19 protein-coding genes are annotated in these 24219 nt (G+C 67.9%); 13 read left to right on the top strand and 6 right to left on the bottom strand.

The window, feature by feature from the left end; translation table 11 throughout:
• Positions 1–387: 387 nt before the first annotated feature.
• Positions 388–3729, top strand: a complete 3342-nt coding sequence (locus tag AOZ53_RS22970; protein WP_082385742.1) for a DEAD/DEAH box helicase — start codon at positions 388–390, stop codon at positions 3727–3729.
• Between the two features lie 26 nt (positions 3730–3755).
• Here the strand turns inward: AOZ53_RS22970 and AOZ53_RS22965 are convergent, their stop codons facing one another.
• Together AOZ53_RS22965 and AOZ53_RS22960 are read right to left on the bottom strand one after the other, a co-directional pair.
• Positions 3756–4532, bottom strand: coding sequence for a 3-oxoacyl-ACP reductase (locus tag AOZ53_RS22965; RefSeq protein WP_054489510.1), 777 nt, complete (start codon positions 4530–4532; stop codon positions 3756–3758).
• Positions 4533–4549: 17 nt separating this feature from the next.
• Positions 4550–5353 carry a FadR/GntR family transcriptional regulator gene (locus tag AOZ53_RS22960; RefSeq protein WP_054432059.1) on the bottom strand — a complete coding sequence of 268 codons (804 nt, stop codon included), beginning with the start codon at positions 5351–5353 and terminating at the stop codon, positions 4550–4552.
• Positions 5354–5592: 239 nt separating this feature from the next.
• Here AOZ53_RS22960 and AOZ53_RS22955 point away from each other — a divergent pair, with 239 nt between their 5' ends.
• On the top strand, positions 5593–7026 hold the full coding sequence (locus tag AOZ53_RS22955; RefSeq protein ID WP_054432057.1) for an aldehyde dehydrogenase family protein: 1434 nt from the start codon (positions 5593–5595) through the stop codon (positions 7024–7026).
• A 110-nt stretch (positions 7027–7136) separates the two neighbouring features.
• A complete protein-coding gene (locus AOZ53_RS22950) occupies positions 7137–7841 on the top strand; it encodes a riboflavin synthase (protein WP_054432056.1) in 705 nt (234 codons plus the stop codon).
• Between the two features lie 77 nt (positions 7842–7918).
• Here AOZ53_RS22950 and AOZ53_RS22945 read toward each other — a convergent pair whose 3' ends face one another.
• Together AOZ53_RS22945 and AOZ53_RS22940 are read right to left on the bottom strand one after the other, a co-directional pair.
• A complete protein-coding gene (locus AOZ53_RS22945) occupies positions 7919–9412 on the bottom strand; it encodes a M81 family metallopeptidase (protein ID WP_054432054.1) in 1494 nt (497 codons plus the stop codon).
• An 18-nt stretch (positions 9413–9430) separates the two neighbouring features.
• Positions 9431–10732 carry an MFS transporter gene (locus tag AOZ53_RS22940; RefSeq protein ID WP_054432052.1) on the bottom strand — a complete coding sequence of 434 codons (1302 nt, stop codon included), beginning with the start codon at positions 10730–10732 and terminating at the stop codon, positions 9431–9433.
• Between the two features lie 170 nt (positions 10733–10902).
• On the opposite strand from AOZ53_RS22940, the gene AOZ53_RS22935 reads away from it, so the two are divergent.
• On the top strand, positions 10903–11817 hold the full coding sequence (locus tag AOZ53_RS22935) for a LysR family transcriptional regulator (protein ID WP_054432050.1): 915 nt from the start codon (positions 10903–10905) through the stop codon (positions 11815–11817).
• Positions 11818–12047: 230 nt separating this feature from the next.
• Positions 12048–12632, top strand: a complete 585-nt coding sequence (gene speG, locus AOZ53_RS22930; RefSeq protein WP_006394339.1) for a spermidine N1-acetyltransferase — start codon at positions 12048–12050, stop codon at positions 12630–12632.
• 464 nt (positions 12633–13096) lie between these two features.
• On the opposite strand, the gene AOZ53_RS22920 is transcribed toward speG, so the two are convergent.
• Positions 13097–15580, bottom strand: a complete 2484-nt coding sequence (locus AOZ53_RS22920; RefSeq protein ID WP_054489506.1) for a heavy metal translocating P-type ATPase — start codon at positions 15578–15580, stop codon at positions 13097–13099.
• A 96-nt stretch (positions 15581–15676) separates the two neighbouring features.
• Here AOZ53_RS22920 and cadR point away from each other — a divergent pair, with 96 nt between their 5' ends.
• Together cadR and AOZ53_RS22910 are read left to right on the top strand one after the other, a co-directional pair.
• On the top strand, positions 15677–16111 hold the full coding sequence (gene cadR / locus AOZ53_RS22915) for a Cd(II)/Pb(II)-responsive transcriptional regulator (protein ID WP_054432250.1): 435 nt from the start codon (positions 15677–15679) through the stop codon (positions 16109–16111).
• Positions 16112–16236: 125 nt separating this feature from the next.
• Complete coding sequence (locus AOZ53_RS22910) at positions 16237–16830, top strand: nitroreductase family protein (RefSeq protein WP_054432046.1); 594 nt, start codon at positions 16237–16239, stop codon at positions 16828–16830.
• A gap of 58 nt (positions 16831–16888) precedes the next feature.
• On the opposite strand, the gene AOZ53_RS22905 is transcribed toward AOZ53_RS22910, so the two are convergent.
• Positions 16889–17215: a hypothetical protein gene (locus AOZ53_RS22905; RefSeq protein ID WP_054432044.1), complete on the bottom strand. Its 327-nt coding sequence runs from the start codon at positions 17213–17215 to the stop codon at positions 16889–16891.
• A gap of 220 nt (positions 17216–17435) precedes the next feature.
• On the opposite strand from AOZ53_RS22905, the gene AOZ53_RS22900 reads away from it, so the two are divergent.
• The 6 genes from AOZ53_RS22900 to AOZ53_RS22875 all read left to right on the top strand — a co-directional run.
• The gene (locus tag AOZ53_RS22900; protein ID WP_054432041.1) at positions 17436–17948 is read left to right on the top strand and encodes a sigma-70 family RNA polymerase sigma factor; all 513 of its coding nucleotides are present in this window, start codon (positions 17436–17438) and stop codon (positions 17946–17948) included.
• Positions 17945–18916 carry a FecR domain-containing protein gene (locus tag AOZ53_RS22895; RefSeq protein ID WP_054489552.1) on the top strand — a complete coding sequence of 324 codons (972 nt, stop codon included), beginning with the start codon at positions 17945–17947 and terminating at the stop codon, positions 18914–18916. Before AOZ53_RS22900 ends, AOZ53_RS22895 begins: the two co-directional genes overlap by 4 nt.
• Positions 18917–18977: 61 nt before the next feature.
• Positions 18978–21380 carry a TonB-dependent siderophore receptor gene (locus tag AOZ53_RS22890; RefSeq protein WP_054489504.1) on the top strand — a complete coding sequence of 801 codons (2403 nt, stop codon included), beginning with the start codon at positions 18978–18980 and terminating at the stop codon, positions 21378–21380.
• 240 nt (positions 21381–21620) lie between these two features.
• Positions 21621–22853, top strand: a complete 1233-nt coding sequence (locus AOZ53_RS22885; RefSeq protein WP_054432036.1) for a 3-methyl-2-oxobutanoate dehydrogenase (2-methylpropanoyl-transferring) subunit alpha — start codon at positions 21621–21623, stop codon at positions 22851–22853.
• Positions 22854–22856: 3 nt separating this feature from the next.
• Complete coding sequence (locus AOZ53_RS22880) at positions 22857–23900, top strand: alpha-ketoacid dehydrogenase subunit beta (protein ID WP_054432035.1); 1044 nt, start codon at positions 22857–22859, stop codon at positions 23898–23900.
• A 1-nt stretch (position 23901) separates the two neighbouring features.
• On the top strand, positions 23902–24219 hold a 318-nt coding region (locus AOZ53_RS22875), incomplete at its 3' end, for a biotin/lipoyl-containing protein (protein ID WP_304439150.1).

The raw sequence follows: 24219 nt of genomic DNA, 5'->3' as shown, positions 1-24219 counted from the left end.
TCGGCGACGTGATGCCGGTGCGTGACGTATGCAACATGCTCGCGGGTGGTGCCCGGATGCGTCGTGTGCCACTCGAAGGCGCGGCGCATGAGCGGGCCGGGGCGTTGAACCTTCGGGCGATTAGTGTCGTGCCAGCAGTCTAGCAAGGGGGGGCAGGAGGGCTTGGCGAGTCGACCCTTCGTTGTGTCCGAAACTACGGGAAACGTCGAGGGGTAGCGCTTCACGCATGGTTCACTGCTTTCTGCAATCTGTGTGAACCAAAAGTGCGTTCAATCCGAACCGGAAAGCCATCGCGTTCGTATAAATTATTATCAATTTGTATAATTTTCAAAACGCCAATATCCGACCCCAATCGGAAGTTCCGCAGTCCTGAAAGAGAACAAAACAATGGCAGAACAACAGCAGGGCCGGCAGCCTGCAATATCTCAAGCACCGCTAATATTGCGGTTCTGGCGCGCCGTCGAGGCGTGCGTCCCGCAAAAGGCCGAGAAAGCCAACCCCGCCCACCTCACCGAGCCTGTCTACCGATTACGCGCGGACGAGTCCTTGCCCTGGTTCGATCCGAAACACCAGGCCAAACGCATTGCGCCGCGCCTTGCCTGGCGCTACACGCTGCAGGCGGGGCTCTACGATATCGAGCGGTTTGCGGCATCGCTGGAAGTCAAGCTTGGTTCGCACGAGGATGTGTTCGACGAGCGCCGTCCCAGTGGCCAAGCCCGCCTCTTTGACTTGGCTTTCGACGAAGACGGCTATCCTCTGCCGCAGAATTTCGTGTTGTCCCTGGCGTGTTGGGCGGCAGGGCAGATCCTGCATTACCCTGACGGCATCGCGGTGCTGGAAGACGGCGGCAGGATCGTCACGACCGGCTTGCCAGAGGCCAATCCGGAGATACCGAGTCCGAACAGCGGCTATGCGGGCTTTGACATGCTGGTTCGCCGGCTTATCCAGTGGCTCGTCGATGCTACTGCCGCGGCCAGACAGGAAAAGGCGCCGCCCACCCGTGCCTGGGTCGATGCGTTGAGCGGGCGCGTTGCCGCCCTTTGTCTACTGCCCGAGGGGATGATCTCCTCGACCCACGCCGCCAAATGCGTCCAGGTCAAGAGAGCCGAAGCGACGGGCGATCAGGGCGCGTCCGATCCCCAGCCGGGAGATGATCTGCTGAACAGTTTCTTTGTTGGCGATCTCAACGCGCTGAGCCATGCCTGGGTCAATGGCGATGTCGGGAAAGGGCTGGCCGAGTATATCCAGGCGGTGGCCAGGGTGGATCCCGCGCGCGTGGATCTGCGCGAGGCGCATGGGGTGGCGACTGCTTTCGCGGCGTTGAATCCCGCGGCTTTTCCTGCGGGAAGTTGGCCTTCGGATCATCCGCTTGCATTCAGCCAGCAACTGGCCGTCAATGAACTGTGGCGCCAGCTCGAAGCCAAGCCTGGAATCTTTGCGATCAATGGACCGCCGGGCACGGGCAAGACCACCTTGTTACGCGATGTGGTAGCGGCGGTTGTCACTGCGCGCGCGGCGCACCTGGCGCGGCTGGGAGGGCAGGCCTTTGCCGGGCGGACGAAAAAGAAACTAGGTGAATTCTGGTGCAACTATCGACCGTTGCACGCTGACCTGAGCGGGTTCGCCATCGTTGTGGCCTCGGCCAACAACGGCGCGGTGGAGAACATTTCGCTGGAACTGCCTGGCATCAAGGCCGTACCTGCCGATACGACCGGGCGCAGCGCGCATCCGGATGGTTATTACAAGTGCCTGGCCGGCAACGTCCTGGGCAATGCCGCCTGGGGGCTCCTGGCCGCACGCATGGGATCGAAGGCCAACCGTGGCGCGTTCATGAACAGCTTCTGGTGGAGGAATCCACCTGGCGTCCATTCCAGGAAAAATCAGCCGGATGCACAAGACGATCCCACGCAAGCGGCGCTTCTGGCTCGGTGGGACGCCAATCCCTTTGCCGAGGGTGGGGAAGGGCTACGCTATCACCTGAGCCGGATCATCGAGGGCGGGCGCAAGCCAGAGATGAGTTGGACACAGGCCGTGGCCCGGTTCGAACAGGCGCGGGAGGCCGAACGTCAATGCCGAAGCGCCTTGGAGGCGGGTGCGAAACTTCCGGAGGTTGTCCTCAAGGCGCGCGCCCAGGCCGAGGAACTAGAACGTGGCGTGCAAGCTATCCAGGGCGAACTCGCGACGCGACAAGCCGCGCTGCCGACGCTACAGGAGCGCGTCGACAATCTGCAAGCGCGGATGGCCGGCGTGCTCAAGCAGTGTGCTGCGGCGCAGGCCGAATTGGCCAGCCACGATCGGGCCAGGCCAGGATTGCTGATCTGGCTTTCGACCTGGGGGCGCTCGCATCGCGAATGGTGGAACAGGCGCAACCAGATCGATGCTCAAGTCAGGCAATCCAGGGCCGATCACGATGGCCTGGCCGCAGAGTGCAACAAGGCCAAGGCCACGCACCAGGAAGCGGCCGGTGGGGACGAGAAGCTGAGGGCTGCCTTGCGGCAAAAGCAGGTCGCTCATCAAGAGGCACTGCACAGGCTTGACGCGGCTGGACATGCATGTCGGCAGGCGATGCAGCGCTTGGGGGCGTACTGGCCGCAATCGAGCGCCGATGATGCCGTCCGGGAACTGTCCTCGCCCTGGTCGACGCCGGCTTGGCGCCGCGCGCGGCAAGATCTGTTTCTGGCCGGATTGGATGTGCATCGTGCTTTCATCGAATCCCATCCTCAGGAGATCATCGACAACCTTGGCTTGGCCTCGAACTGGCTCCAAGGTAAGGGCATGCCCGAAGACATGGCGCGCGTGGCGCTTGGGAGCCTCGCCCTCGTGGTTCCGGTGATCTCCACGACCTTCGCCTCGATTCCTCGCATGTTCCATTCGCTTGGGCGGGAGTCGATCGGCTGGCTTTTGATCGACGAGGCCGGCCAGGCATTGCCTCAACAGGCCGCTGGTGCCATCTGGCGGGCGGCGCGCACTGTCGTGGTGGGCGATCCCAACCAGCTTGAACCCGTACTGGGCATGCCGGCAGCGGTCGAGGGCGCACTGGCTCGGCACTATGACGTACCTCGGGATTGGTGGCCCAGCTTCACATCGGCGCAGCGCCTGTCGGATCAGAGCATGTCGATGGGGACCTGGCTGCCGGGCAAGGAGAACGGGAAAGTCTGGGTCGGCTCGCCGCTGCGTGTACACCGCCGTTGCGATGATCCGATGTTCTCCATCAGCAACGGCATTGCTTATGACGGGCTGATGGTTCAAGGGAAATCGCCGTCCGCCCATTCGTGGCCGCGTTGCCATTGGATCGACGTCCGCGCGCAAACCAGTGCGGGCAATTGGGTGCCTGAGGAAGGGGAGGCTGCGAGGAAGCTGTTGCGGTCTTTACAGGCTGAGCACCAGGTCGCGCCCAAGGACATTTTCCTGATCTCGCCGTTCAAGGATGCGGCGATGCAACTGCGCGCGATGGCCAGGATGCTTGGACTCGATCCTGCCAAGACCGGGACGGTGCACACGACCCAGGGCAAGGAGGCCGAAGTCGTTATCTTGGTGCTGGGCGGCAATCCTCAGCGCCCGGGGGCCAAGGATTGGGCTGCGCAAAGCCCCAACCTGCTCAATGTGGCGGTCAGCCGGGCCAAGGCCCGGCTGTATGTGATCGGCGATCGTGCCGCTTGGAGCCAACGCCCTTATTTCCGCGTCCTGGACCAGCGCCTTGGTGTCGGCCGCGAGACGCCCTCGCATTAACCACATTCGTCGACGCGCCGCGCCCGTCACCCCTTCACCAGCCCCCCATCCACGATCAGATTCTGCCCCGTCACCGCGCGCGACCACGGGCTGGCGAAGAACAGCACCGCGTCGGCGAACTGTTCCGGCGTGGTCACTTCGCGCAGCGGCGTGCTGGCGGCGATCAGGTCGAACACCGCCGCCGGCGTGGCGGCCGAAGCGTCGGTGGTGCGTAGCAGGCCGCCGGACACCATGTTGACGCTGATGCCGTCGGCGCCCAGTTCGTGCGACAGCGTGCGCGTGAAGGCCAGCAGGGCGGCCTTGGCGGCGGTGTAGTCGTGGTACGGCACCACCGGGTTCTGGACCAGGTTGGTGCCGACGTTGATGATGCGGCCGCCGCCGGCCGCGCGCATCGACGGCAGCACGGCCTGGGTGGTGTTGAGGGCGGCGCGCACGCTGCCTTCGAGCTGCGCGTTCATGCGCGCCCAGTCGAGCGTGTCGGCGTGGGGGCGGGCGTCGCCGTCGAACTGGAAGGCGGGCAGGGCGTTGTTGACCACGGTGCCGACCGGCCGGCCGAAATGCTCGCTGGCGCGCGCCACCATGGCGGCGACCGCGTCGGCGTCGCGCACGTCCGCCTGCACGGCCAGCGCGCGGTCCGGCGCGGTTGCCGCCAGTTCGCGGGCCGCGGCTTCGCTGTTCAGGTAGTTGATGACGACCCGCGCGCCCTCGCGCAGGAAGGCGCGGGCGATGGCGGCGCCCAGGCCGCGGCTGGCGCCGGTGACGATGACGAGTTGCTGGTTCAGGTCGAGGGTGGGGCTGGGCATGGCGGGAATTCAGTGAATCAATGTTCCGAGCCGCTGTTGAGCATGCGGCTGCGGGCTTTTTCGATATGGGCGCGCATGATGTTGCGGGCGCCCTCGGCGTCCTGTTCGCGGATCAGACGGTAGATCTGGCGGTGTTCGTCGATGGCGGCGCGGGTGCGCTTCCAGGGTTCGCTATGAACCAGGTGGCGCATCATGTTGACGGCATGGCTGACGTCGTACTCCAGCGACTTGAGCACCTGCACGAAGCGCTGGTTGCCGGTGGCCGCCGCGATGGCGCGGTGAAAGCCATAGTCATGATGGTGGGCGATGGCGCCGGCGGCGTCGGCGGCTTCGTAGCCGGCCAGCATGCGGTCCATTTCCAGCAGGTCGTCGTCGGTGCGGCGCAGGGCGGCCAGGTAGGCGCATTCCGGCTCGATCACCATGCGCAGTTCCAGCCCCTCCAGGATATGGCCGACCCGGCGCGCGGGATCGACCGCCGGCATGCCGCCCATCAGGTCGGGCTTGGCGCGCACGTAGCTGCCCGAGCCGCGCACGGATTCGACCAGCTGGTCTTCGCGCAGCCGGTCCAGCGCCTGCCGCACCACCGGGCGCGACACCTCGAACAGCGCCGCCAGTTCCAGTTCGGTGGGCAGCTTGGCGCCCGGCCCGATCTTGCCGGTGGCGATGGCATAGAACAGGCTCTCGTAGACGCGTTCGGCGAAGCGCTCGGCGCGTACGTAGCCCAGGCCGGACGCCACTTCGGCCAGCACGTCCAGCTCGGGCCGCGGCCGGGTGGCCGCGCTCAGCAGCTTGTCCAGTTGCGGATCGCGCACGTTGCTCATGGCGGGGCTCCAACGGCGCGGACGCCGGGTTTGTTATCGGTCATGACAAATCGAACAAGACGCCCTGGCGCACACGGCGATGCAAGGGCTTGAAAGCCTAGGGATAACCCCAGTCCGGCCAAAAATATCCTGAAGCTTGGGACGAAAGCTGTCAATTCAATTGACAAGTTGTTGAGGGCTCCCTTACCTTGGATCCATCCCGCAACCGGCCAACCGGCCGCTACTTTACTCCGCACACCGTGACCCAGAAGAACTTTATCGCCAACCAGTGGGTGCCCGCCGCCAGCGGCGAAACCATTCCCGTCCTGAACCCGTCCGATGGCAAGGCCTTCGACGCCATCGCGCGTTCGGGCGAGGAAGACGTGGACCGCGCCGTGGTCGCCGCGCGCGAGGCCTTCGAGGGCGAGTGGGGCCAGATGGCGCCCGCCGCCCGCAGCCGCCTGCTCATGCGCATCGCCTTCGCGCTGCTGGAGCGCCAGGAAGAACTGGCGCAGCTGGAGTCCGCCGACGCCGGCAAGCCGATCAAGCAGGCCCGCGCCGACGCGGCCGCCGTGGCCCGCTATTTCGAGTTCTACGCCGGCGCGGTCGACAAGCTGCATGGCGAGACCATTCCCTACACCCCCGGCTTCACCGTGCTGACCGTGCGCGAGGCGCATGGCGTCACCGGCCACATCGTGCCGTGGAACTATCCGCTGCAGATCTTCGGCCGCAGCGTCGGCGCCGCGCTGGCCGCGGGCAATGCCTGCGTGGTCAAGCCGGCCGAGGACGCCTGCCTGTCGCTGCTCAAGGTGGCCGAGATCGCCGCCGAGGTGGGCCTGCCCGCCGGCGCGCTGAACATCTGCACCGGCTACGGCCACGAGGCCGGCGCCGCCTTGTCGGCGCACCCGGGCATCGACCACATCTCGTTCACCGGCTCGCCGCAGACCGGCAAGATGGTGGCGCACGCCGCCGCCGAAAACCACGTGCCGGTGACGCTCGAACTGGGCGGCAAGTCGCCGCAGATCGTGTTCGACGACGCCGACCTGGACGCCGCCATGCCGGTGCTGCTGGCCGCCATCATCCAGAACGCCGGCCAGACCTGCTCGGCCGGCAGCCGCGTGCTGATCCAGCGCGGCGTCTACGAGAAAGTGCTGGCGCGCCTGGGCGAGGCCTTCTCGGCCACCGTCACCGGCCCGGCCGCGCAGGACCTGGACGTCGGTCCGCTGATCAGCGCCCGCCAGCATGACCGCGTGCGCGGTTTCCTGGCCGAGGCCGAAGCCGAGGGCCTGAAGGTCGCCGCGCGCGGCAAGCTCAAGGACGGCGCGCCCGACAGCGGCTTCTACCAGCCGCCGGTGCTGTTCCGCGACGTGCCGCCCAAGAGCCGCCTGGCGCAGGAGGAAGTGTTCGGTCCAGTGCTGGCCGCCATGGTGTTCGACACCGAGGAAGAAGCGCTGGAGATCGCCAACGGCACGCTCTACGGCCTGGTGGCCGGCGTCTGGACCCGCGACGGCGGCCGCCAGCTGCGCCTGGCGCGCAAGCTGCGCGCCGGCCAGGTGTTCGTCAACAATTACGGCGCCGGCGGCGGCGTGGAACTGCCGTTCGGCGGTTCGCGCCAGTCGGGCTACGGCCGTGAAAAGGGCTTCGAGGCGCTGTACGGCTTCACCACCCTGAAGACCATCGCCATCCGCCACTGATCCGGCGGCGGCCGGGCGTGCCGCCCCGACAGGGGCGGGCGCCCGGTGGCAAAATATCGGTTACCTTTGATGTTTTGCCAGGGGCGCCACGCCCCGTATCCAGGATCAGCATGTTCACCGGTATTGTTCAAGGCACCGCGAAGATCGCGAAAATCGCGGATCGCGAAGGCCTGCGCACGTTCACGCTGGCGTTTCCCGAGGGCTTCTGCCAGGACCTGGCGATCGGCGCCAGCGTCTCGACCGACGGCGTCTGCCTGACGGTCACCGAAATCCTCGACGCCAACCAGGCCACCTTCGATGTCATGCTGCAAAGCCTGGCCATCACCACGCTCGGCAGCTACCAGGAAGGCGACCGCGCCAACGTCGAGCGCGCCGCCAAGGATGGCGCCGAGATCGGCGGCCATCCGCTCTCCGGCCACGTCGATTTCACCTCGGAAGTGGTGATGGTGAAGTCGTCGGACACCAATCGCCTGATGCGCTTCAGCATCCCCGAGGCCTTTCGCAAGTACGTGTTCGCCAAGGGCTACATCGCCATCAACGGCGCCAGCCTGACCGTGTCCGAGGTCAACCGCGCCGAAGGCTGGTTCGAAGTCTGGCTGATCCCCGAGACCCGCCGCATGACGGTGTTCGAGGACAAGCAGGTGGGCGACCACGTCAACATCGAGATCGAGCGCAGCACCCAGGTGGTGGTGGACACGGTACGCGAGACGGTCCAGGAAAGCCTGGGCAAGCTGCAGCCGCTGCTGGAAGCCATCCTCAAGGAAAAAGGGCTGACGCTGGAAGATTTCGTCAGCCCGCAGGGCAAGCTCAAGTAAGCCGGGGCCGTCCGCTTCCCGTTCGTGTCCGGACCCGCCGCGCGCCGAGCCGCGTCAGTGCGGGCGGCGCGCTGCCGTCAGAACGAGAACGCCGGCCCCAGCGGCTTGATGCGGATGCCCGGTTGCAGCCGGGTCCAGGGCAGGTCGGCGGGATCGGCCTGCATCGGGCCGGGGGCCTTGGCCACCAGCACCTCGTGCGCGATGGGCTGGAAGTCGGCGCGGAAGTGCACCGAGCTTTTCACCACCAGGATCGCCATCTCCTCGGGCTGCACGCCGCCGACGCGGAACAGGTTGCGGTCCAGCATCTGCGACTTGGTGGCGCTGACCACCACGCGCACGCCGCCCAGCCGCAGGCCGGCCACCGCCTCCAGGTCCACGTCCATGCCGTTCATCATCGGGCCGTCAAAGCGCAGCTTGCCGGACGACAGCGTCTCGACCACGAAGTCGCCTTCGAACGGCGCGTCGCCGGCCACGCCGGACTGCCCGCCCAACCGCAGCCGCACCGTGCTGCCGAGTCCGGCGGCGGTGGCCTGGCGCACCGCCTCGGGGTCATAGAACAGGCCCAGCGCGGCGTTCTGCGCGTTGGCCTGGACCAGCGCGCGCAGCATGCCGGTGGTGTTGGCGTCGCCGCCCGCGCCCGGATTGTCCTGGGTGTCGGCGATGACCACGGGGCGCGAGGCGCCGGCCGCGAGCGCCTGGGCCCGCTTGACCGCATCGGCCGGCGCCAGGAAGTCGGGCGACCATTGCGGTTCCAGTTCCAGCACGCGCTGGTACAGCGCCTCGGTCACGCGCTCAACCGCGTCGGCGTCGGTGCCATAGGCCCACACTACCGGGCCGCATTCGGGGAAGTCGGCCGCCGGAAAGCCCGGCGCGAACGAGATCGAGGCCACGCCCGGCGTCTGCTCCAGGCGTTCCAGTTCTTCGTACACGCCCTGTGACGGCTGCAGCATCGTGCACATGCCGTTGATGGGGATCAGGAAGGGCAGGCGGCGTTCGGCCCGCACCCACTTGTCGCCGGCCGCGATGCGCGCGGCCAGCAGGCGCGCGGCATGCTCGCCGGTCACCGCCATGTCCACGTGCGGGTAGGTGCGGAAGGCGGCCAGGCCGTCGGCCTCGCGCAGCATCCGCGCGGTGACGTTGGCGTGCAGGTCCAGGCTGCCGACCACCGGCACGCCGGGGCCGACCAGGGCGCGCACCCGCGCCAGCAGTTCGCCTTCGCCGTCGTCCAGATGCTCGGCCACCATGGCGCCGTGCAGGTCCAGGTAGATGGCGTCGAAGCCGCCGGCGCGCGCCGCGTCGACGATCTCGCCGGCGATGCGTTCGTAGGCGTCGCGGGTGACGTGGGCCGACGGGCTGGCGCCGGCCCAGATCACCGTGCGCACGGTGTGGCCCTGCGCCAGCGCGGCGTTGATGAAGCCGCCGGCGGGGATGTTGACCTCGCGCAGCGCCAGCATGTCCTCGCCGCGCACCATGGCGGGAAAGCCCTCGCCGCGCACGAAGTTCTCATAGGCCGCCTTGGACGGCGCGAAGGTATTGGTCTCGTGCTGGAAGCCAGCCACCAGAATGTGCATGATCGATTCCTTGGAGCGTCAGGCGCGCGCGGGCGCGGATTGGGGAGGACGGTTCACCAGTAGCAGCAGGGCGCCGGCCACCAGCAGGGCGGAGATCGCGTACAGACCGCCGGCCAGGCTGCCGGTGGATTCCTTGATCCAGCCGATGATGGACGGACTGAGGAAACCGCCCAGCAGGCCGATGCTGTTGATCAGCGCGATGCCGCCCGCCGCGGCTTCCCCTTGCAGGTACTGCGACGGAATCGCCCAGAATACCGTGTAGGCGGCCCACATGAAGCCCGTGGCGAGCGTGATGGCCGTCAGGGATAGCGCGAATTGCGTCGGCGCCGCGGTGGCGATGCACAGCGCCACGCCGGCCAGCAGCGCCGGCACCAGCGTGTGCCAGCGGCGCTCGCGCAGGCGGTCGGAGCTGCGCGCGAACCCCAGCATGAAGACCGCCGCGGCCACGTATGGGATCGCCGAGTACAGGCCGATCTGCATGGTGTCCTGCACCCCCGCCAGCTTGAGCAGCGTCGGCAGCCAGAAGCTGACCGCGTAGATGCCGCAGATCAGGCAGAAGTAGGTCAGCGCCATGCCGTAGATGGCCGGGTCGCGCAGCACCTGGGCGAAGGCGTGCTTCTTGTGCGCGCCGCGGCTGTCCAGGTCGGCGGCCAGCAGCGCCTTTTCCTCGGCGCTGAGCCAGCGCGCCTCGGCCGGCTTGTCGTCCAGGTAGCGGAAGGCGATGACGCCCAGCAGCACACAGGGCAGGCCTTCGAGCAGGAACATCCATTGCCAGCCGTCCAGCCCGTGCGCGCCGGAGAAGGCCGTCATGATCCAGGCCGAGACCGGGCCGCCGACGATGCCGCCGATCGGGCCGGCCAGCATCACCACCGCCATGACGCCGGCCATGCGCGATTGCGAGTACCAGTAGGTCAGGTAGAAGATCATGCCGGGGGCGAAGCCGGCCTCGAACACGCCCAGCATGAAGCGCAGGACGTAGAAGCTCCATTCGCCCTGCACGAACAGCATCGAGGCCGAGGTCAGGCCCCACAGCACCATGATGCGGCTGATGGTGCGGCGCGCGCCGATGCGCGTCAGCAGCAGGTTGCTGGGCACCTCGAACATCACGTAGCCGAGAAAGAAGATGCCCGCGCCCAGGCCGTAGACGGCATCCGAGATGCCGATGTCCTGCTGCATCTGCAGCTTGGCGAAGCCGATGTTGATGCGGTCCAGGTAGGCGAACACATAACAGAGCAGCAGGAACGGCAGCAGGCGCCAGGTGATCTTGCGATAAAGCGGAGCCAGGCGCGGATCGGCGCCTGGCGTGGCCTGATGGGGCATTGCGTTGTCTCCTCGCGGGCGGGTCTGCGCCCGCCGCGGTGGTTGGGATGGCGGCGGTCCCCGGGGTGGGTCCGCGCGGCGTCCATATTGCGAGCACGCAGTGTTCGAAACAATGACCTGGGTGATAAATTATCGTTGCCTTTAGGGCAACGGAAAACAAAGGGGGAGCGATGGCCGAAATCAGCCAGACGCGGCTGAAGTACTTCAATGAGGTCGTGGCCTGTGGCTCGATCCGCGGCGCGGCCGACAAGCTCGGCACCGCGCCGTCGGTCATCAGCCGCCAGATCCAGCTGCTGGAAAAGGAACTGGGCGTTGCGCTGTTCGAGCGCCGCGCGCGCGGGCTGACGCCGACCGAGGCCGCCGACATGCTGCTCGAATACCACCGCGCCTGCCGCGCGCAGCAGGAGCACCTGAACACGCGCCTGCAGGAGCTGCGCGGCATGCGGCGCGGCAACGTCCACCTGATGATCAGCGAGGGCTTCATCGACAGCCTGATGGAGCACGTGGTCGGGCCGTTCTGCATCGAGCATCCGCGCATCAACGTCAGCGTCAATGTCGGCTCGGTCAACGAGGTGGTCGAGGCGGTGGCCACGGATGCCGCGCACATCGGCCTGGCCTACAACCCGCCGGTCGATCCGCGGCTGCGCTGCCGCGCCAGCCGCAAGCATCCGGTCTGCCTGCTGGCGCTGCCGGATCACGCGCTGGCGCGGCGCCGCGCGCCGCTGACGATTGCCGACATCCTGCCGTATCCGTTCGCGCTGATGTCCGCGCCCTATGGCTTGCGCCAGGCGGTCGACCTGCTGGAATTCACCGAACGCATCCATCTCACGCCCAGCCTGACCACCAACTCGCTGCGCGTGCTCAAGCAATACGCGATCAGCGGCGCCGGCGTGACGCTGATGCCGAACCTGGGCGTGCACCACGAACTGGCCAGCGGCGAACTGGTGGCGCTGCCGATCGCGCATCCGATCCTGAGCGCGCCCGAGTGCCAGATGCTGCTGCGGCTGGGGCGGCCGTTGTCGTCGGCGGCCAACGAGGTGGCGCGGCGCATCGAACAGCGCCTGCCGGCGTTCGCGGCGCCCTGATGGCGGCATGTGTCCGCAAGGGGCGGCGGGCAATGCCGGCCGGGCCCGGCTAAGGGCGGATTTCGTTACGAATGGCGCCGGATGATTCTTTGAAGTTCCAGCATTCATGCGCTTTTTCAGGCATTTTTCTGCTGTAGGTCAATGAACAAGCCATTCTTCCCATGGAATCGCCATGTAACGGGCGTTTCAGGGCAATGTCAGCTACAATGGCAGCACTTTCGGAGGTTTCTATGTCGGTAATATCCGATATCAAAATACGCCCCCTGGAGCGCGGCGACCTGCACTTCGTGCACAAGATCAACAATAACGACGTCATCATGCGTTATTGGTTCGAAGAGCCTTACGAGGCCTACGACGAACTGGTCGCCCTCTATGACCGCCACTTGCACGACCAGAACGAGCGGCGCTTCATCATCGAGCACGACACCGGCCAGCCGGCCGGCCTGGTGGAACTGGTGGAAATCGACTACATCCACCGTCGCGCCGAATTCCAGATCATCATCGCGCCCAGCTACCAGGGCCGCGGCTACGCCAAGGCCGCCACCCGCATCGCGGTGGGCTACGCCTTCCGCGTGCTGAACCTGCACAAGGTCTACCTGGTGGTGGACAAAGACAACCGCGCCGCCGTGCACATCTACGAGCGCTGCGGCTTCCAGATCGAAGGGCTGCTCAAGGAAGAGTTCTTTTCCAACGGCACCTATCGCGACGCCTACCGCATGGCGCTGCTGCAGCACGACCATCTGCGCGACGTCGGCCCGGGCGCGCCGGACGCGCCGGTGCTGCGCGACTGGCCGCAGGAAGAGCAGACGGGCTGAGGGACGGCTCGTCGATGAAAAAACGCCCCCACGCCGCGCCTTCGGCTTGCTGCCCCCCAAGGGGGCGTTTTTCATCTTGAGGCGGCTCGGCGATGAAAATATGCCCCCACGCCGCGCCTTCGGCTTGCTGCCCCCCAAGGGGGCGTTTTTCATCTTGAGGCGGCTCGGCGATGAAAATATGCCCCCACGCCGCGCCTTCGGCTTGCTGCCCCCCAGGGGGGCGTTTTCATCTTGAGGCGGCTCGGCGATGAAAATATGCCCCCACGCCGCGCCTTCGGCTTGCTGCCCCCCAAGGGGGCGTTTTTCATCTTGAGGCGGCTCGGCGATGAAAATATGCCCCCACGCCGCGCCTTCGGCTTGCTGCCCCCCAAGGGGGCGTTTTTCATCTTGAGGCGGCTCGGCGATGAAAAAACGCCCCCGGGGAGAATTCCCCGGGGGCGTTTTCACGTCATGGCGCCGGCGGTTCAGGCCGTCTGCGGCGCGGCCCGCAGCAGCCGCAAGCCGTTGGCCACCACCAGCAGGCTGGCGCCGACGTCGGCGAACACCGCCATCCACAGCGTGGCGTTGCCGGTCATCGCCAGGGTCAGGAACACGGCCTTGATGCCCAGCGCCAGCGCGATGTTCTGGATCAGCACGCTGTGGGTGGCGCGCGACAGGCGCAGGAAGGTGCCGATCTTGCGCAGGTCGTCGTCCATCAGCGCCACGTCGGCTGTTTCGATGGCGGTGCCGGTGCCGGCCGCGCCCATGGCGAAGCCGATGTCGGCGCGGGCCAGGGCCGGGGCGTCGTTGATGCCGTCGCCGACCATGCCGACCTTGCCGGCGGGCGCCAGCTTGCTCTCGATCGCGGCCAGCTTGTCTTCGGGCAACTGGTCGCCGCGCGCTTCGTCGATGCCGACCTGGCGCGCGATGGCCTGCGCCGTGGGCGTGTTGTCGCCCGTCAGCATCAGGGTGCGCACGCCCAGCGCGTGCAAGTCGGCGATGGCGGCCGCGCTGGTGGGCTTGACCGTGTCGGCCACCGCCGCCAGCGCCAGCACGCGCTGGCCGTCGCTGAGCGCGATGGCGCTCTTGCCCTGCCGTTCCAGTTCGTCGAGGCGGGCTTCCAGCTTGGGGTCGGACACGCCCAGTTCCCGCATCAGGCGGCGGTTGCCCAGCTGGAACGCCACGCCATCCACCTTGCCGCTGACGCCGCGGCCGGGCAGGGCGGTGAAGTCGTCCACGTCCAGCAGCGCCTTGCCGGCGTCGCGGGTGGCGTTGGCCACGGCCAGCGAGACCGGGTGGTCGGAGCGGGCCGCCAGGCTGGCGGCGACCAGCGCCGCGGGTTGGCGCGTCAGGTCGGAGACGTCCCAGTCCTGCAGGTCGGTCTGCACCGGCTTGCCGTGGGTCAGCGTGCCGGTCTTGTCCAGCGCCAGCCACTTCAGGTTGCGGCCTTCTTCCAGGTACACGCCGCCCTTGACCAGGATGCCGCGGCGCGAGGCCGCCGTCAGGCCGCTGACGATGCTGACCGGCGTGGAGATCACCAGGGCGCAGGGGCAGGCGATGATCAGCAGCGCCAGCGCGCGGTAGATCGCGTCGAACCAGGGCTGGCTCCACAGCAGCGGCGGCAGGACCGCCACCAGCACGGCCACGCCGACCACCACGGGCGTATAGATGCGCGAGAAGCGGTCGATGAAGCGCTGGGTCGGGGCGCGCGCGCCCTGGGCCTGCTCGACCGCGTGGATGATGCGCGCCAGCGTGGTGTTGCCGGCCGCCGCGGTGACGCGGTAGTCGAACGAGCCGGCCGCGTTGACGGTGGCGGCGTAGACCGGGTCGCCTTCGGCCTTCTCGACCGGCAGGCTTTCGCCGGTGATGGGGGATTGGTCCACCGCCGAACGGCCGCTGACGATGATGCCGTCGGCGGCGATGCGTTCGCCCGGCCGCACGCGGACCACGTCGTCGACCTGCAGTTGCGCCGCCGGCACCGATTGCCAGCTGCCGTCGGCCTGGCGCACGGTGGCGGTTTCGGGCGCCAGGTCGAGCAGGCCGCGGATGGCGTTGCGGGCGCGGTCGAGCGAACGCGCCTCGATCAGTTCGGCGACGTTGAAGAGGAACATCACCATGGCCGCTTCCGGCCATTGTCCGATCAGCACGGCGCCGGTGACGGCGATGCTCATGAGCGCGTTGATGTTGAGGTTGCCGTTGCGCACGGCGATCCAGCCCTTGCGGTAGGTGCTGATGCCGCAGGCGAGGATGGCGGCGACCGCCAGCGCGGCGGTGACGCCCCAGTGCATGCCGGCAAAGTGCGAGGCTTCCGACAGGCCGGCAAGCACGCCGGCGCCGCCGATGGCCCACCAGTTGACGCGCGCGGCGGCCGGCGCCGGGGTGCGCGCGGCGCCTTCGGCCAGCGGTTCGGGCGTCATGCCCAGCGACTTGATGGCGGCGGTGATGCGGTCCAGCGCGCCCTCGGCGTGCACCACCGTCAGGATGCGCTGCATCAGGTTGAAGTCCAGCGCGTGCACGCCGTCGACGCTGTCGAGCTTCTTGCGGATCAGCGTTTCCTCGGTCGGGCAGTCCATCTGGCCGATGCGCAGGCGGGCCAGCAACTGGCCCGGGCCGGCTTGCAGCACGGCCGCGCCGCCGGCGGACATCTGGATGTCGCCGGCATCGTGGCCGCAGCAGGGCGAGGCGCCGTGGGCATGCGCCGGCGCGCGGGCATGGCCGTGGCTGTGGTTGTGATCGTGGCCGTGATCGTGATCGTGATCGTGGTCATGATCGTGGCCATGATCGTGGTCATGGCCGGCGCCTTCGTGGCGATGGCCGTCGGCCGCGGCGGCCTTGCCTTGCGCGGGGCCGCAGCATCCGCCGGCGGCGTGGTCATGCCCGTGGGACGCAGCCGGGGCCTTCGTGCCGCAGCAGGCGTCCGGTTGTCCGGAAGCGGTGGGATCGGTGTGTTTGTTCGTTGCGCAAGACATCGTGGTTGCCTTTTCGTAAGCCGTTGACCGTATTCCACACCTTGGAGTTACTATAGGGTCAACCCCTTAATCCATCGGATGCGTCCGGGAGGCATGATGCGTATCGGCGAATTGGCCACGGCGGCCGGCACCACGGTCGAAACCGTCAGGTATTACGAGAAGGAAGGGCTGCTGCCCGCCCCGGAGCGCGGCCTGAACAACTACCGCAGCTACGGCCAGACCCACCTGGAGCGGCTGCGGCTGATCCGCAACTGCCGCGCCCTGGACATGACCCAGGACGAGATCCGCGCCATCCTGTCGCTGGCGGACAATCACCAGACTGGATGCGGCCCTATTAATGAACTGTTCGACGAGCACATTTCCCACGTGGACGAGCGCATCGCCGAGCTGACCCAGTTGAAGACGCAATTGACCGATCTGCGCCAGCGCTGCCTGTCGGCGCGGCCGGATACGGAAGATTGCGGCATCCTGCACGGCCTGTCGGAAATGCAGGTCGAGGAACGCCAGGAGCGCCATACCCACCTGGGTTGACGCCGCCAGTCGCCATGCGCCGGGCAGGGGGATAGCCGTCCCCGCCGCGGCCATGGCGTAATATGAGAACCCTTCTCTTTCCCATTTGGGAAGCCGCCAGAATTCCGTTACTTGTGCCTCACTCCATGACCCAGACCGCCATCGCCACGCCCTTGCACGCCATCACCTCGCGCCGTTCCGTGAAGTTCCTGCGGGGCCCGGCGCCCAAACCCGCCGAACTCGAACAGATCCTGCAGGCCGCGATGTCGGCCCCCGACCACGGCGCGCTGCGTCCGTGGCGCTTCGTGGTGATCCAGGGCGAGGCCATCGGCAAGCTGGCCGACGTGGCGCTGGAGGCCGTCAAGCGCAGCGGCGATCCGCGCATGACGCCGGAAAAGGAAAAGTCGGTGCGCGAGTGGATGGCGAGCGTGCCGCTGTTCGTCGCCGTGGCGCAGAAGATCGCCCACGACAACACCAAGATCCCCGAGGCCGAGCAACTGCTGGCCACCGGCTGCGCCACCATGAACATCCTGAACGCCGCCCACATGCTGGGCTACGGCGCGTTCTGGAGCACCGGCATCGGCACCTACGTCGAAGACGTGCAGGCGGCGCTGGGCCTGGATTCGCTCGACTACCGCTTCCTCGGCTTCCTGGCCATCGGCACGCCGGCGTGCGCGGTGCCGCCGGCCAACCGCCCGGACTACCGCGAGTTCGTCACCGAGTGGACCGGCCCGCTCTGACGCGCGCCGTGGCGCGATAGAAAAACCGGCCGCTGGCCGGTTTTTTATTGCGTGTCGCCTACCGTTGTGACGCGATGGGCCGGAAGGCCGCGCGCACGAGTTTCTCCAGGCCCCAGCCCGCGAAATAGAAGAGGGCTAGCGTCGGCAGCCCGATCAGCAGGTAGCCGCCGACCCAGGACAGCTCACCGAGCAGCCGGTCCAGGTTCAGTTCGTGCAGCAACGCAAGCTGCAAGGCCAATGGCAATTGGAGCAACACGAAGCGGCCCTTGTCGTCGCCGTCGGCGGACAGTGCGCCGGCGATGCAGAGGATGACGATGGCGAGGTAAAGCGCGGCAAACACGATGCCGGTCCAGCTGAACCCTTTCGAGGCAGTCAATCGAGGCACGTCGGTTTCCAGGGGAATCGGAAGCCGCAAGTATAGAGGTCGGCCAGATGCGGTCCAGCAAGCCAAGCCGCCCAGCCAAGCCACCGATCCACGCCACCGAGCCACCACACCGGGCCAGGCCGACGTTGCTCGCCATCCGGCTGCACCGGGCAGGCTTGCGCGGCCATCAATAAATGACAATAATTCTTATTGTTGATTAGCCGCCCTCCCATTCCCCGCCATGTCCCATTCTGCGCAGCCGACGCCGCACACCGCCGCCCAGCTGTACGAGGCCCATCATCCGTGGCTGCTGGAATGGCTGCGGCGCCGGCTGGGCTGCCGCCATGACGCCGCCGACCTGGCGCACGATACCTTCCTGCGGGTGCTGGCCGGGCGCCAGACCGAGCCGATCCACGAACCCCGCGCGTTCCTGACCACGCTGGCGCAGCGCACGCTGTATACCTTCTGGCGCCGCCGCGAACTGGAGCGCGCCTACCTCGACAGCCTCGAATCCCTGCCGCAGGCCTGCGCGCCCAGCGAAGAACAGCGCGCGCTGGTGGTCGAGGCCCTGATGCAGATCGACCGCGCCCTGCAACGCCTGCCGGCGCGCACCCGCCAGATATTCCTCCTGAGCCAGTTGCACGAACTGACCTATCCGCAGATCGCCGAACAGCTCGGCGTGTCGGCCATCACCGTCCGGCGCGGCATGAAGCAGGCCATCACGCTGTGCGTGGCCGCGCGCCTGGCCGCATGAGCGCGCCCGCGCTGCCGGCCGCCGTCGAGGCGGCGGTCGACTGGATGGTGCTGCTGTCGTCGGGCGAGGCAAGCGCCGCCGACCGCGCCCGGTTCGAGGCCTGGCACCGGACCGACCCGCGCCACGCCGCCGCCTGGGACATGGTCACCGGCGCCCTGGACAGCACCTTTGCGCCGCTGGGCGAGGGCGCCTCGTCCCGGGCGGCCGGCGCGGCGCTGCTGGCGCCGACCTCGCGCCGCCGGGCGCTGCGCAATGCCTTGATGCTGGCGCTGGCGGCCGGCGGGCTGGCCGCCCTGGTCGATCGCCAGACGCCATTGCGGACCCTGGCCGCCGACCTGCGCACCGGCACCGGCGAACGCCACGTCTATCCGCTGCCGGACGGCAGCGTGGTCACCCTGAACGCGCGCTCCGCCGTCGACCTGCAATTCGATGACCGCGTCCGCGTGCTGCGGTTGCGCGAGGGCGCGGTCTACGTGCGGGTGGCGGCGGACGCCGAGCGGCCCTTCATCGTCGCCAGTCCCGATGGCGAGGTGCAGGCCTTGGGCACGGTGTTCGGCGTGGCGCGCGATGCGCGGGGCAGTGTCGCCTGTGTGATCGAGCACAGCGTCGAGATCCGCGCGGCGGGCCAGCGGCGCACGCTGGCGGCGGGCGAGGGCGCGCGCTTCGGCGCGGACGGCATCGGCGCGCCGGACGCCGCGCTGGCCGAGGCCGCCGCCTGGCACGACGGCATGCTGGTGGTGCGCGACCAGCCGCTGGGCGAGGTGGTGGCGGCATTGCGGCCATACCGGCGCGGCTTTTTGCGCATCTCCCCCGAGGCCGCCCGGCTGCGGGTGCTGGGCGCGTTTCCGCTGGACGACACCGACCGCGTGCTGGAATCCCTGCGCCAGACGCTGCCGATCGAGGTCGCCAGGCTGGGCGGCTGGCTGGTCAGCATCGACCTGCGCGCCGATGCCGCCGAAAAAAAATGATCGCTCGCGGCGGGCTCGCTGGACATACCTCCTGAAGCACCCCCTTGTCGCAGGAGATTCCATGTTCCCCGTTCGTCCCGCGCCGCAGCTGGCGGCCGCGTTCCTCATCGCCCTGGCCGCGCCGGCCGGCACCGCCCTGGCGCAGGCCGGCGCCCAGACGGGCGCGCCCATGGCGCAGCGCTATGACCTTCCCGCCGCGCCGCTGGCCGAGACCCTGACCCGTATCGCGCGCCAGAGCGGCCACGCGGTGTCGGTCGATCCGGCGCTGGTGGCGGGCCGCCAGGCCCCGGCCGTGGCCGGCACCTACACCGCCGAACAGGCCTTGCGCCAGGCGCTGGCGGGCAGCGGCCTGGAGTTGCGCATCACCGCCAATGGCACCTTCAGCGCGCGGCCCCTGCCGCAGGCGGGCGATGCCACGCTGCTGGAGCCGGTGCGCGTGACCGGCGCGGTCGAATCGCCCTCCGGTCCGCTGCATGGCTACGCCGCCCGTGTCAGCGCCACCGGCACCAAGACCGACACGCCCATCATCGAGACGCCGCAGTCGATCACGGTGGTCGGCGCCGAGGAAATCGAGACGCTCAAGGCGCAGAGCCTGCAGGACGCGCTGGGCTACGTGGCGGGCGTGAGCCGCGCGGAAGGCCAGGATCGCACCTCCGACAGCCTGTTCCTGCGAGGCTTCCGCACCGACCAGGGCAATTTCTACCGCGACGGCACGCTCTACACCGTCAACGTCTACAACGGCCGCCAGGAGCCCTATGGCCTGGAACGCATCGAGTACCTGAAAGGCGCCTCGTCCATTCTGTACGGAGCCGCGCCGCCGGGCGGCGTCATCAACACGGTCAGCAAGCGTCCCACCGTGGAACCGCTGCGCGAGCTGAATGTCGACCTGGGCAGCTTCGACCGCAAGCAGATCTCGGGCGACTTCGGCGGCGCGCTGGATGAGGCTGGCGTCTGGTCCTACCGGCTCACCGCCTTGCGGCGCGACAGCAATACTTTCATCGACCACGTGCCCGACGACCGGACCTATGTCGCCCCGGCGCTGAAGTGGCAGCCGAGCGCCGCCACCTCGCTGACGCTGCTGGCGGAATATCAGAAGGACCGCACCCTCTACGCCTACGGCCTGCCGGCGCAGGGCACCGTGCTGCCCAACATCAACGGCCGCATCCCCCGCGACCGCTACCCCGGGGAACCCGGCTTCGACAAGTTCGAGATGGAACGGTATTCGATCGGCTACCTGTTCGAGCACGCCTTCAACAGCCAGCTGACGCTGCGCCAGAACGCGCGCTATTTCAACGCCAAGAGTCACTACGCCATGACCAGCCTGTGGCAGCTGGCCTCCGACCAGCGCCACACCGCCAGCCGCAACGCCTTGCCGCGCTGGGACCGCTCGTCGGCGATCAACGTCGACACGTCCCTGCAGTACCAGGTGGGAACCGGGCCGGTGCAACACACGCTGCTGGCGGGTTTCGACTACACCTTGCCCAAGCACGAAACCGAACGCTATTTCGCGGCGGCAGGCAATCTCGATCTGTACGATCCCCAATACGGCGGGCCAATCGGTCCGGTATCGCCCAACCTGGGCGTCTCCGCCAAGTCCGATTCGAAGCGGCTGGGCGTGTATGTGCAGGACCAGATGAAGATCGCCGACAAATGGGTCGTGCTGCTCGGCGGGCGGCACGACTGGGTCAGCGCCAACGAACGCAATTTCTTCACCGGCGAGACCTATGCCGACAACGAGAAGAGCAAGGCCTTCACGGGCCGCGCGGGCATCGTCTACCTGGCCGACAACGGCCTGGCGCCGTTCCTGAGCTACAGCGAATCGTTCGAGCCGACCGGCGGCCAGGACCGCCAGGGCAGCCGTTTCAAGCCCACCACCGGCGAGCAGTACGAAGCCGGGGTGCGCTACCAGCCGGCGGGGTCGGACACCATGCTGTCGGCGGCGGTGTACCAGCTCACCCGCAAGAACGTGAACGTGGCCGACCCGTTCGATACCAACTACGAAATCCAGGCCGGCCAGGCGCGCACCCGCGGGCTGGAGCTGGAGGCGCGCACCCGCGTCGGCCGCCACGCCAACCTGATCGCCGCCTATGCCTACACCGATGCGCGCACCCTCAAGGCCAGCCCGCTGCAACCGGACGAGGTCGGCAAGCGCCTGAACTCGGTGCCGTTCAACCAGTTCTCAGTCTGGGGCGACTACGGCTTCGGCGCCTTCGGCCTGCCGGGGCTGCGGGTCGGCGCGGGGGTGCGCTACGTCGGCAGCACGCGCGGCCTGGCGCACGGCACGGCGGTCGAGGTGCCGTCCTTCACGCTGTTCGACGCCATGGTCAGCTACACCACCGGCCCCTGGCGGTTCGCGCTCAACGCCACCAACCTGGCCGACAAGACCTACATCGGCAGCTGCACCTATGGTTGCTTCTACGGCGAGCCGCGCCGCGTGATCGGCACGGCGACCTACCGCTGGTGATAGCGGGCGGGCAGGGGCGTGCAACCCCCTGCCGCGCGCGCCGGCCGGACCCCGAACCGCGCGGCCAGCAAGGCCCGGCGCGGCCCCTGTCTCGGGGCCGCGCCCTGTGCTACTCTGGCTCCCGGCCGTGCATGTTTATCCCTTTGCACAGGCCGACGATGGCAATGTCCGAGGTCACCCCCCCGGGCAGTGTCTTGGTGAGAAGAATGCGCATGACACGATCAAGCGTGGAGACAATTCATGAGCCAATATGGGCCGCTGAAGTTGCACGTCCCCGAGCCTACCGGGCGTCCGGGTTGCAAGACCGACTTTTCCTACCTGCGCCTGTCGCCGCCCGGCGAGGTGCCCAAACCCCCCATTGATGTCGCCGCGATCGACACCGGCAGCCTGGCCTACAGCCTGGTGCGGGTCATCGACGACGACGGTCGCGCCGTCGGGCCGTGGGCGCCGGAGATCAGCGACGAGCTGCTGCGCCGTGGCATGCGCACCATGCTCAAGACGCGCATCTTCGACGGCCGCATGCTGACCGCCCAGCGCAAGAAGAAGATCTCCTTCTACATGCAGAGCCTGGGCGAAGAGGCCATCGGCTCGGCCCATGCGCTGGCGCTGGAGCAGGGCGACATGTGTTTCCCGACCTACCGCCAGCAGAGCATCCTGCTGGCGCGCGACGTGTCGCTGGTGACCATGATGTGCCAGCTCATGTCCAACGAGCGCGACCCGCTCAAGGGGCGCCAGCTGCCGGTCATGTATTCCGACCGCGAGAACGGCTTCTTCACCATTTCGGGCAACCTGGCCACGCAGTTCATCCAGGCGGTGGGCTGGGGCATGGCCTCGGCCATCAAGGGCGACACGCGCATTGCATCCGGCTGGATCGGCGACGGCGCCACCGCCGAGGCGGACTTCCACACCGCGCTGACCTTCGCCCACGTGTACCGCGCGCCGGTGATCCTGAACGTGGTCAACAACCAGTGGGCCATCTCGACCTTCCAGGCCATCGCCGGGGGCGAGGGCGCCACCTTCGCCGGCCGCGGCGTGGGCTGCGGCATCGCCTCGCTGCGGGTGGACGGCAACGATTTCCTGGCGGTCTACGCCGCCTCGCGCTGGGCCGCCGAACGCGCGCGCAGCAACCTTGGCCCCACCCTGATCGAATGGGTGACCTATCGCGCGGGCCCGCACTCCACCTCCGACGACCCCTCCAAGTACCGCCCCGGCGACGACTGGAGCCACTTCCCGCTGGGCGACCCGATCGAGCGCTTCAAGAAGCACCTGATCCTGCGTGGCATCTGGTCCGAGGCCGAGCACGACGCGGTGCGCGCCGAGCTCGACGCCGAGATCCAGGCGGCGCAGAAGGAAGCGGAAAGCTACGGCACCCTGGTGGACGGCCACGTCCCCAGCGCCGCCAGCATCTTTGAAGACGTCTACAAGGACATGCCGGAGCACCTGCGCCGGCAACGTCAGCAGCTCGGAGTGTGAGTCATGGCTATCGATAACAATGGGGGTCCGGCGTCCGCGCCGATGACCATGATCCAGGCTTTGCGCTCGGCCATGGATGTGATGCTGGAGCGTGACGGCAACGTGGTGGTGTTCGGCCAGGACGTGGGCTATTTCGGCGGCGTGTTCCGCTGCACCGAGGGCCTGCAGGCCAAGTACGGCAGCTCGCGCGTGTTCGACACGCCGATCTCCGAAGGCGGCATCGTCGGCGTGGCGGTGGGCATGGGCGCCTACGGCCTGCGGCCGGTGTGCGAGATCCAGTTCGCCGACTATTTCTACCCGGCCTCCGACCAGATCGTGTCCGAGGCGGCGCGCCTGCGCTACCGCTCGGTGGGCGAATTCATCGCGCCCATGACCATCCGCATGCCCTGCGGCGGCGGCATCTACGGCGGCCAGACCCACAGCCAGAGCCCCGAGGCGATGTTCACCCAGGTCTGCGGGCTGCGCACGGTGATGCCGTCCAACCCCTACGACGCCAAGGGCCTGCTGATCGCGTCCATCGAGAACGACGATCCGGTCATCTTCCTGGAACCAAAGCGCCTGTACAACGGCCCGTTCGACGGCCACCACGACCGTCCCGTGACGCCGTGGACCGGCCGCCCGGGCAGCGTGGTGCCGACCGGCTACTACACCGTGCCGCTGGACTCCGCCGCCATCGTGCGGCCCGGCAACGCGCTGACGGTGCTGACCTATGGCACCACGGTTCACGTGTCGCTGACCGCGGCCGAGGAAACCGGCATCGACGCCGAGGTCATCGACCTGCGCAGCCTGTGGCCGCTGGACCTGGAGACCATCGTCAACTCGGTCAAGAAGACAGGCCGCTGCGTCGTGGTGCACGAAGCCACGCGCACCTGCGGCTATGGCGCCGAGCTGATCTCGCTGGTGCAAGAACACTGCTTCCATCACCTCGAAGCGCCCGTCGAGCGCGTGACCGGTTGGGATACGCCCTACCCGCACGCGCAGGAATGGGCGTATTTCCCCGGCCCGCGCCGGGTCGGCGAAGCGTTCAAACGCGCGATGGAGGTGTGAGATGGGGATTCATGTCATCAAGATGCCCGACATCGGCGAAGGCATTGCCGAGGTCGAACTGGTGGGCTGGCACGTCAAGGTGGGCGACACCGTCGCCGAGGACCAGCCGCTGGCCGACGTCATGACCGACAAGGCCACGGTCGAGATCCCGTCGCCCGTGGTCGGCCGCGTGGTCGCGCTGGGCGGGGAAGTCGGCCAGGTGATGGCCGTGGGCGGCGAACTGATCCGACTGGAAGTGGAAGGCGAAGGCAACCTCAAGGGTGACGCGGCGGCGCAGAAGCCGCAGGCCGCGCCCGCGCCGGCGGCAAGCGCGCCGGCC

Source organism: Achromobacter sp. 2789STDY5608621 (assembly GCF_001299375.1).
Lineage (GTDB): Bacteria > Pseudomonadota > Gammaproteobacteria > Burkholderiales > Burkholderiaceae_B > Achromobacter > Achromobacter insuavis.
Note: the sequence above shows the minus strand (reverse complement) of the source record. Positions and strands in the feature narration are given on the sequence as shown.

Bases quoted from the DNA above. Each gene is read 5' to 3' on its own strand.
- AOZ53_RS22960 (WP_054432059.1), bottom strand. From the start codon at position 5,353: ATGAGCAACGTGCGCGATCCGCAACTGGACAAGCTGCTGAGCGCGGCC.
- AOZ53_RS22920 (WP_054489506.1), bottom strand. From the start codon at position 15,580: ATGTCTTGCGCAACGAACAAACACACCGATCCCACCGCTTCCGGACAA.
- AOZ53_RS22965 (WP_054489510.1), bottom strand. From the start codon at position 4,532: ATGCCCAGCCCCACCCTCGACCTGAACCAGCAACTCGTCATCGTCACC.
- AOZ53_RS22935 (WP_054432050.1), top strand. From the start codon at position 10,903: ATGGCCGAAATCAGCCAGACGCGGCTGAAGTACTTCAATGAGGTCGTG.
- AOZ53_RS22890 (WP_054489504.1), top strand. From the start codon at position 18,978: ATGTTCCCCGTTCGTCCCGCGCCGCAGCTGGCGGCCGCGTTCCTCATC.
- AOZ53_RS22940 (WP_054432052.1), bottom strand. From the start codon at position 10,732: ATGCCCCATCAGGCCACGCCAGGCGCCGATCCGCGCCTGGCTCCGCTT.
- AOZ53_RS22880 (WP_054432035.1), top strand. From the start codon at position 22,857: ATGGCTATCGATAACAATGGGGGTCCGGCGTCCGCGCCGATGACCATG.
- AOZ53_RS22970 (WP_082385742.1), top strand. From the start codon at position 388: ATGGCAGAACAACAGCAGGGCCGGCAGCCTGCAATATCTCAAGCACCG.
- AOZ53_RS22910 (WP_054432046.1), top strand. From the start codon at position 16,237: ATGACCCAGACCGCCATCGCCACGCCCTTGCACGCCATCACCTCGCGC.
- AOZ53_RS22900 (WP_054432041.1), top strand. From the start codon at position 17,436: ATGTCCCATTCTGCGCAGCCGACGCCGCACACCGCCGCCCAGCTGTAC.
- AOZ53_RS22950 (WP_054432056.1), top strand. From the start codon at position 7,137: ATGTTCACCGGTATTGTTCAAGGCACCGCGAAGATCGCGAAAATCGCG.
- speG (WP_006394339.1), top strand. From the start codon at position 12,048: ATGTCGGTAATATCCGATATCAAAATACGCCCCCTGGAGCGCGGCGAC.
- AOZ53_RS22895 (WP_054489552.1), top strand. From the start codon at position 17,945: ATGAGCGCGCCCGCGCTGCCGGCCGCCGTCGAGGCGGCGGTCGACTGG.
- AOZ53_RS22885 (WP_054432036.1), top strand. From the start codon at position 21,621: ATGAGCCAATATGGGCCGCTGAAGTTGCACGTCCCCGAGCCTACCGGG.
- AOZ53_RS22945 (WP_054432054.1), bottom strand. From the start codon at position 9,412: ATGCACATTCTGGTGGCTGGCTTCCAGCACGAGACCAATACCTTCGCG.
- cadR (WP_054432250.1), top strand. From the start codon at position 15,677: ATGCGTATCGGCGAATTGGCCACGGCGGCCGGCACCACGGTCGAAACC.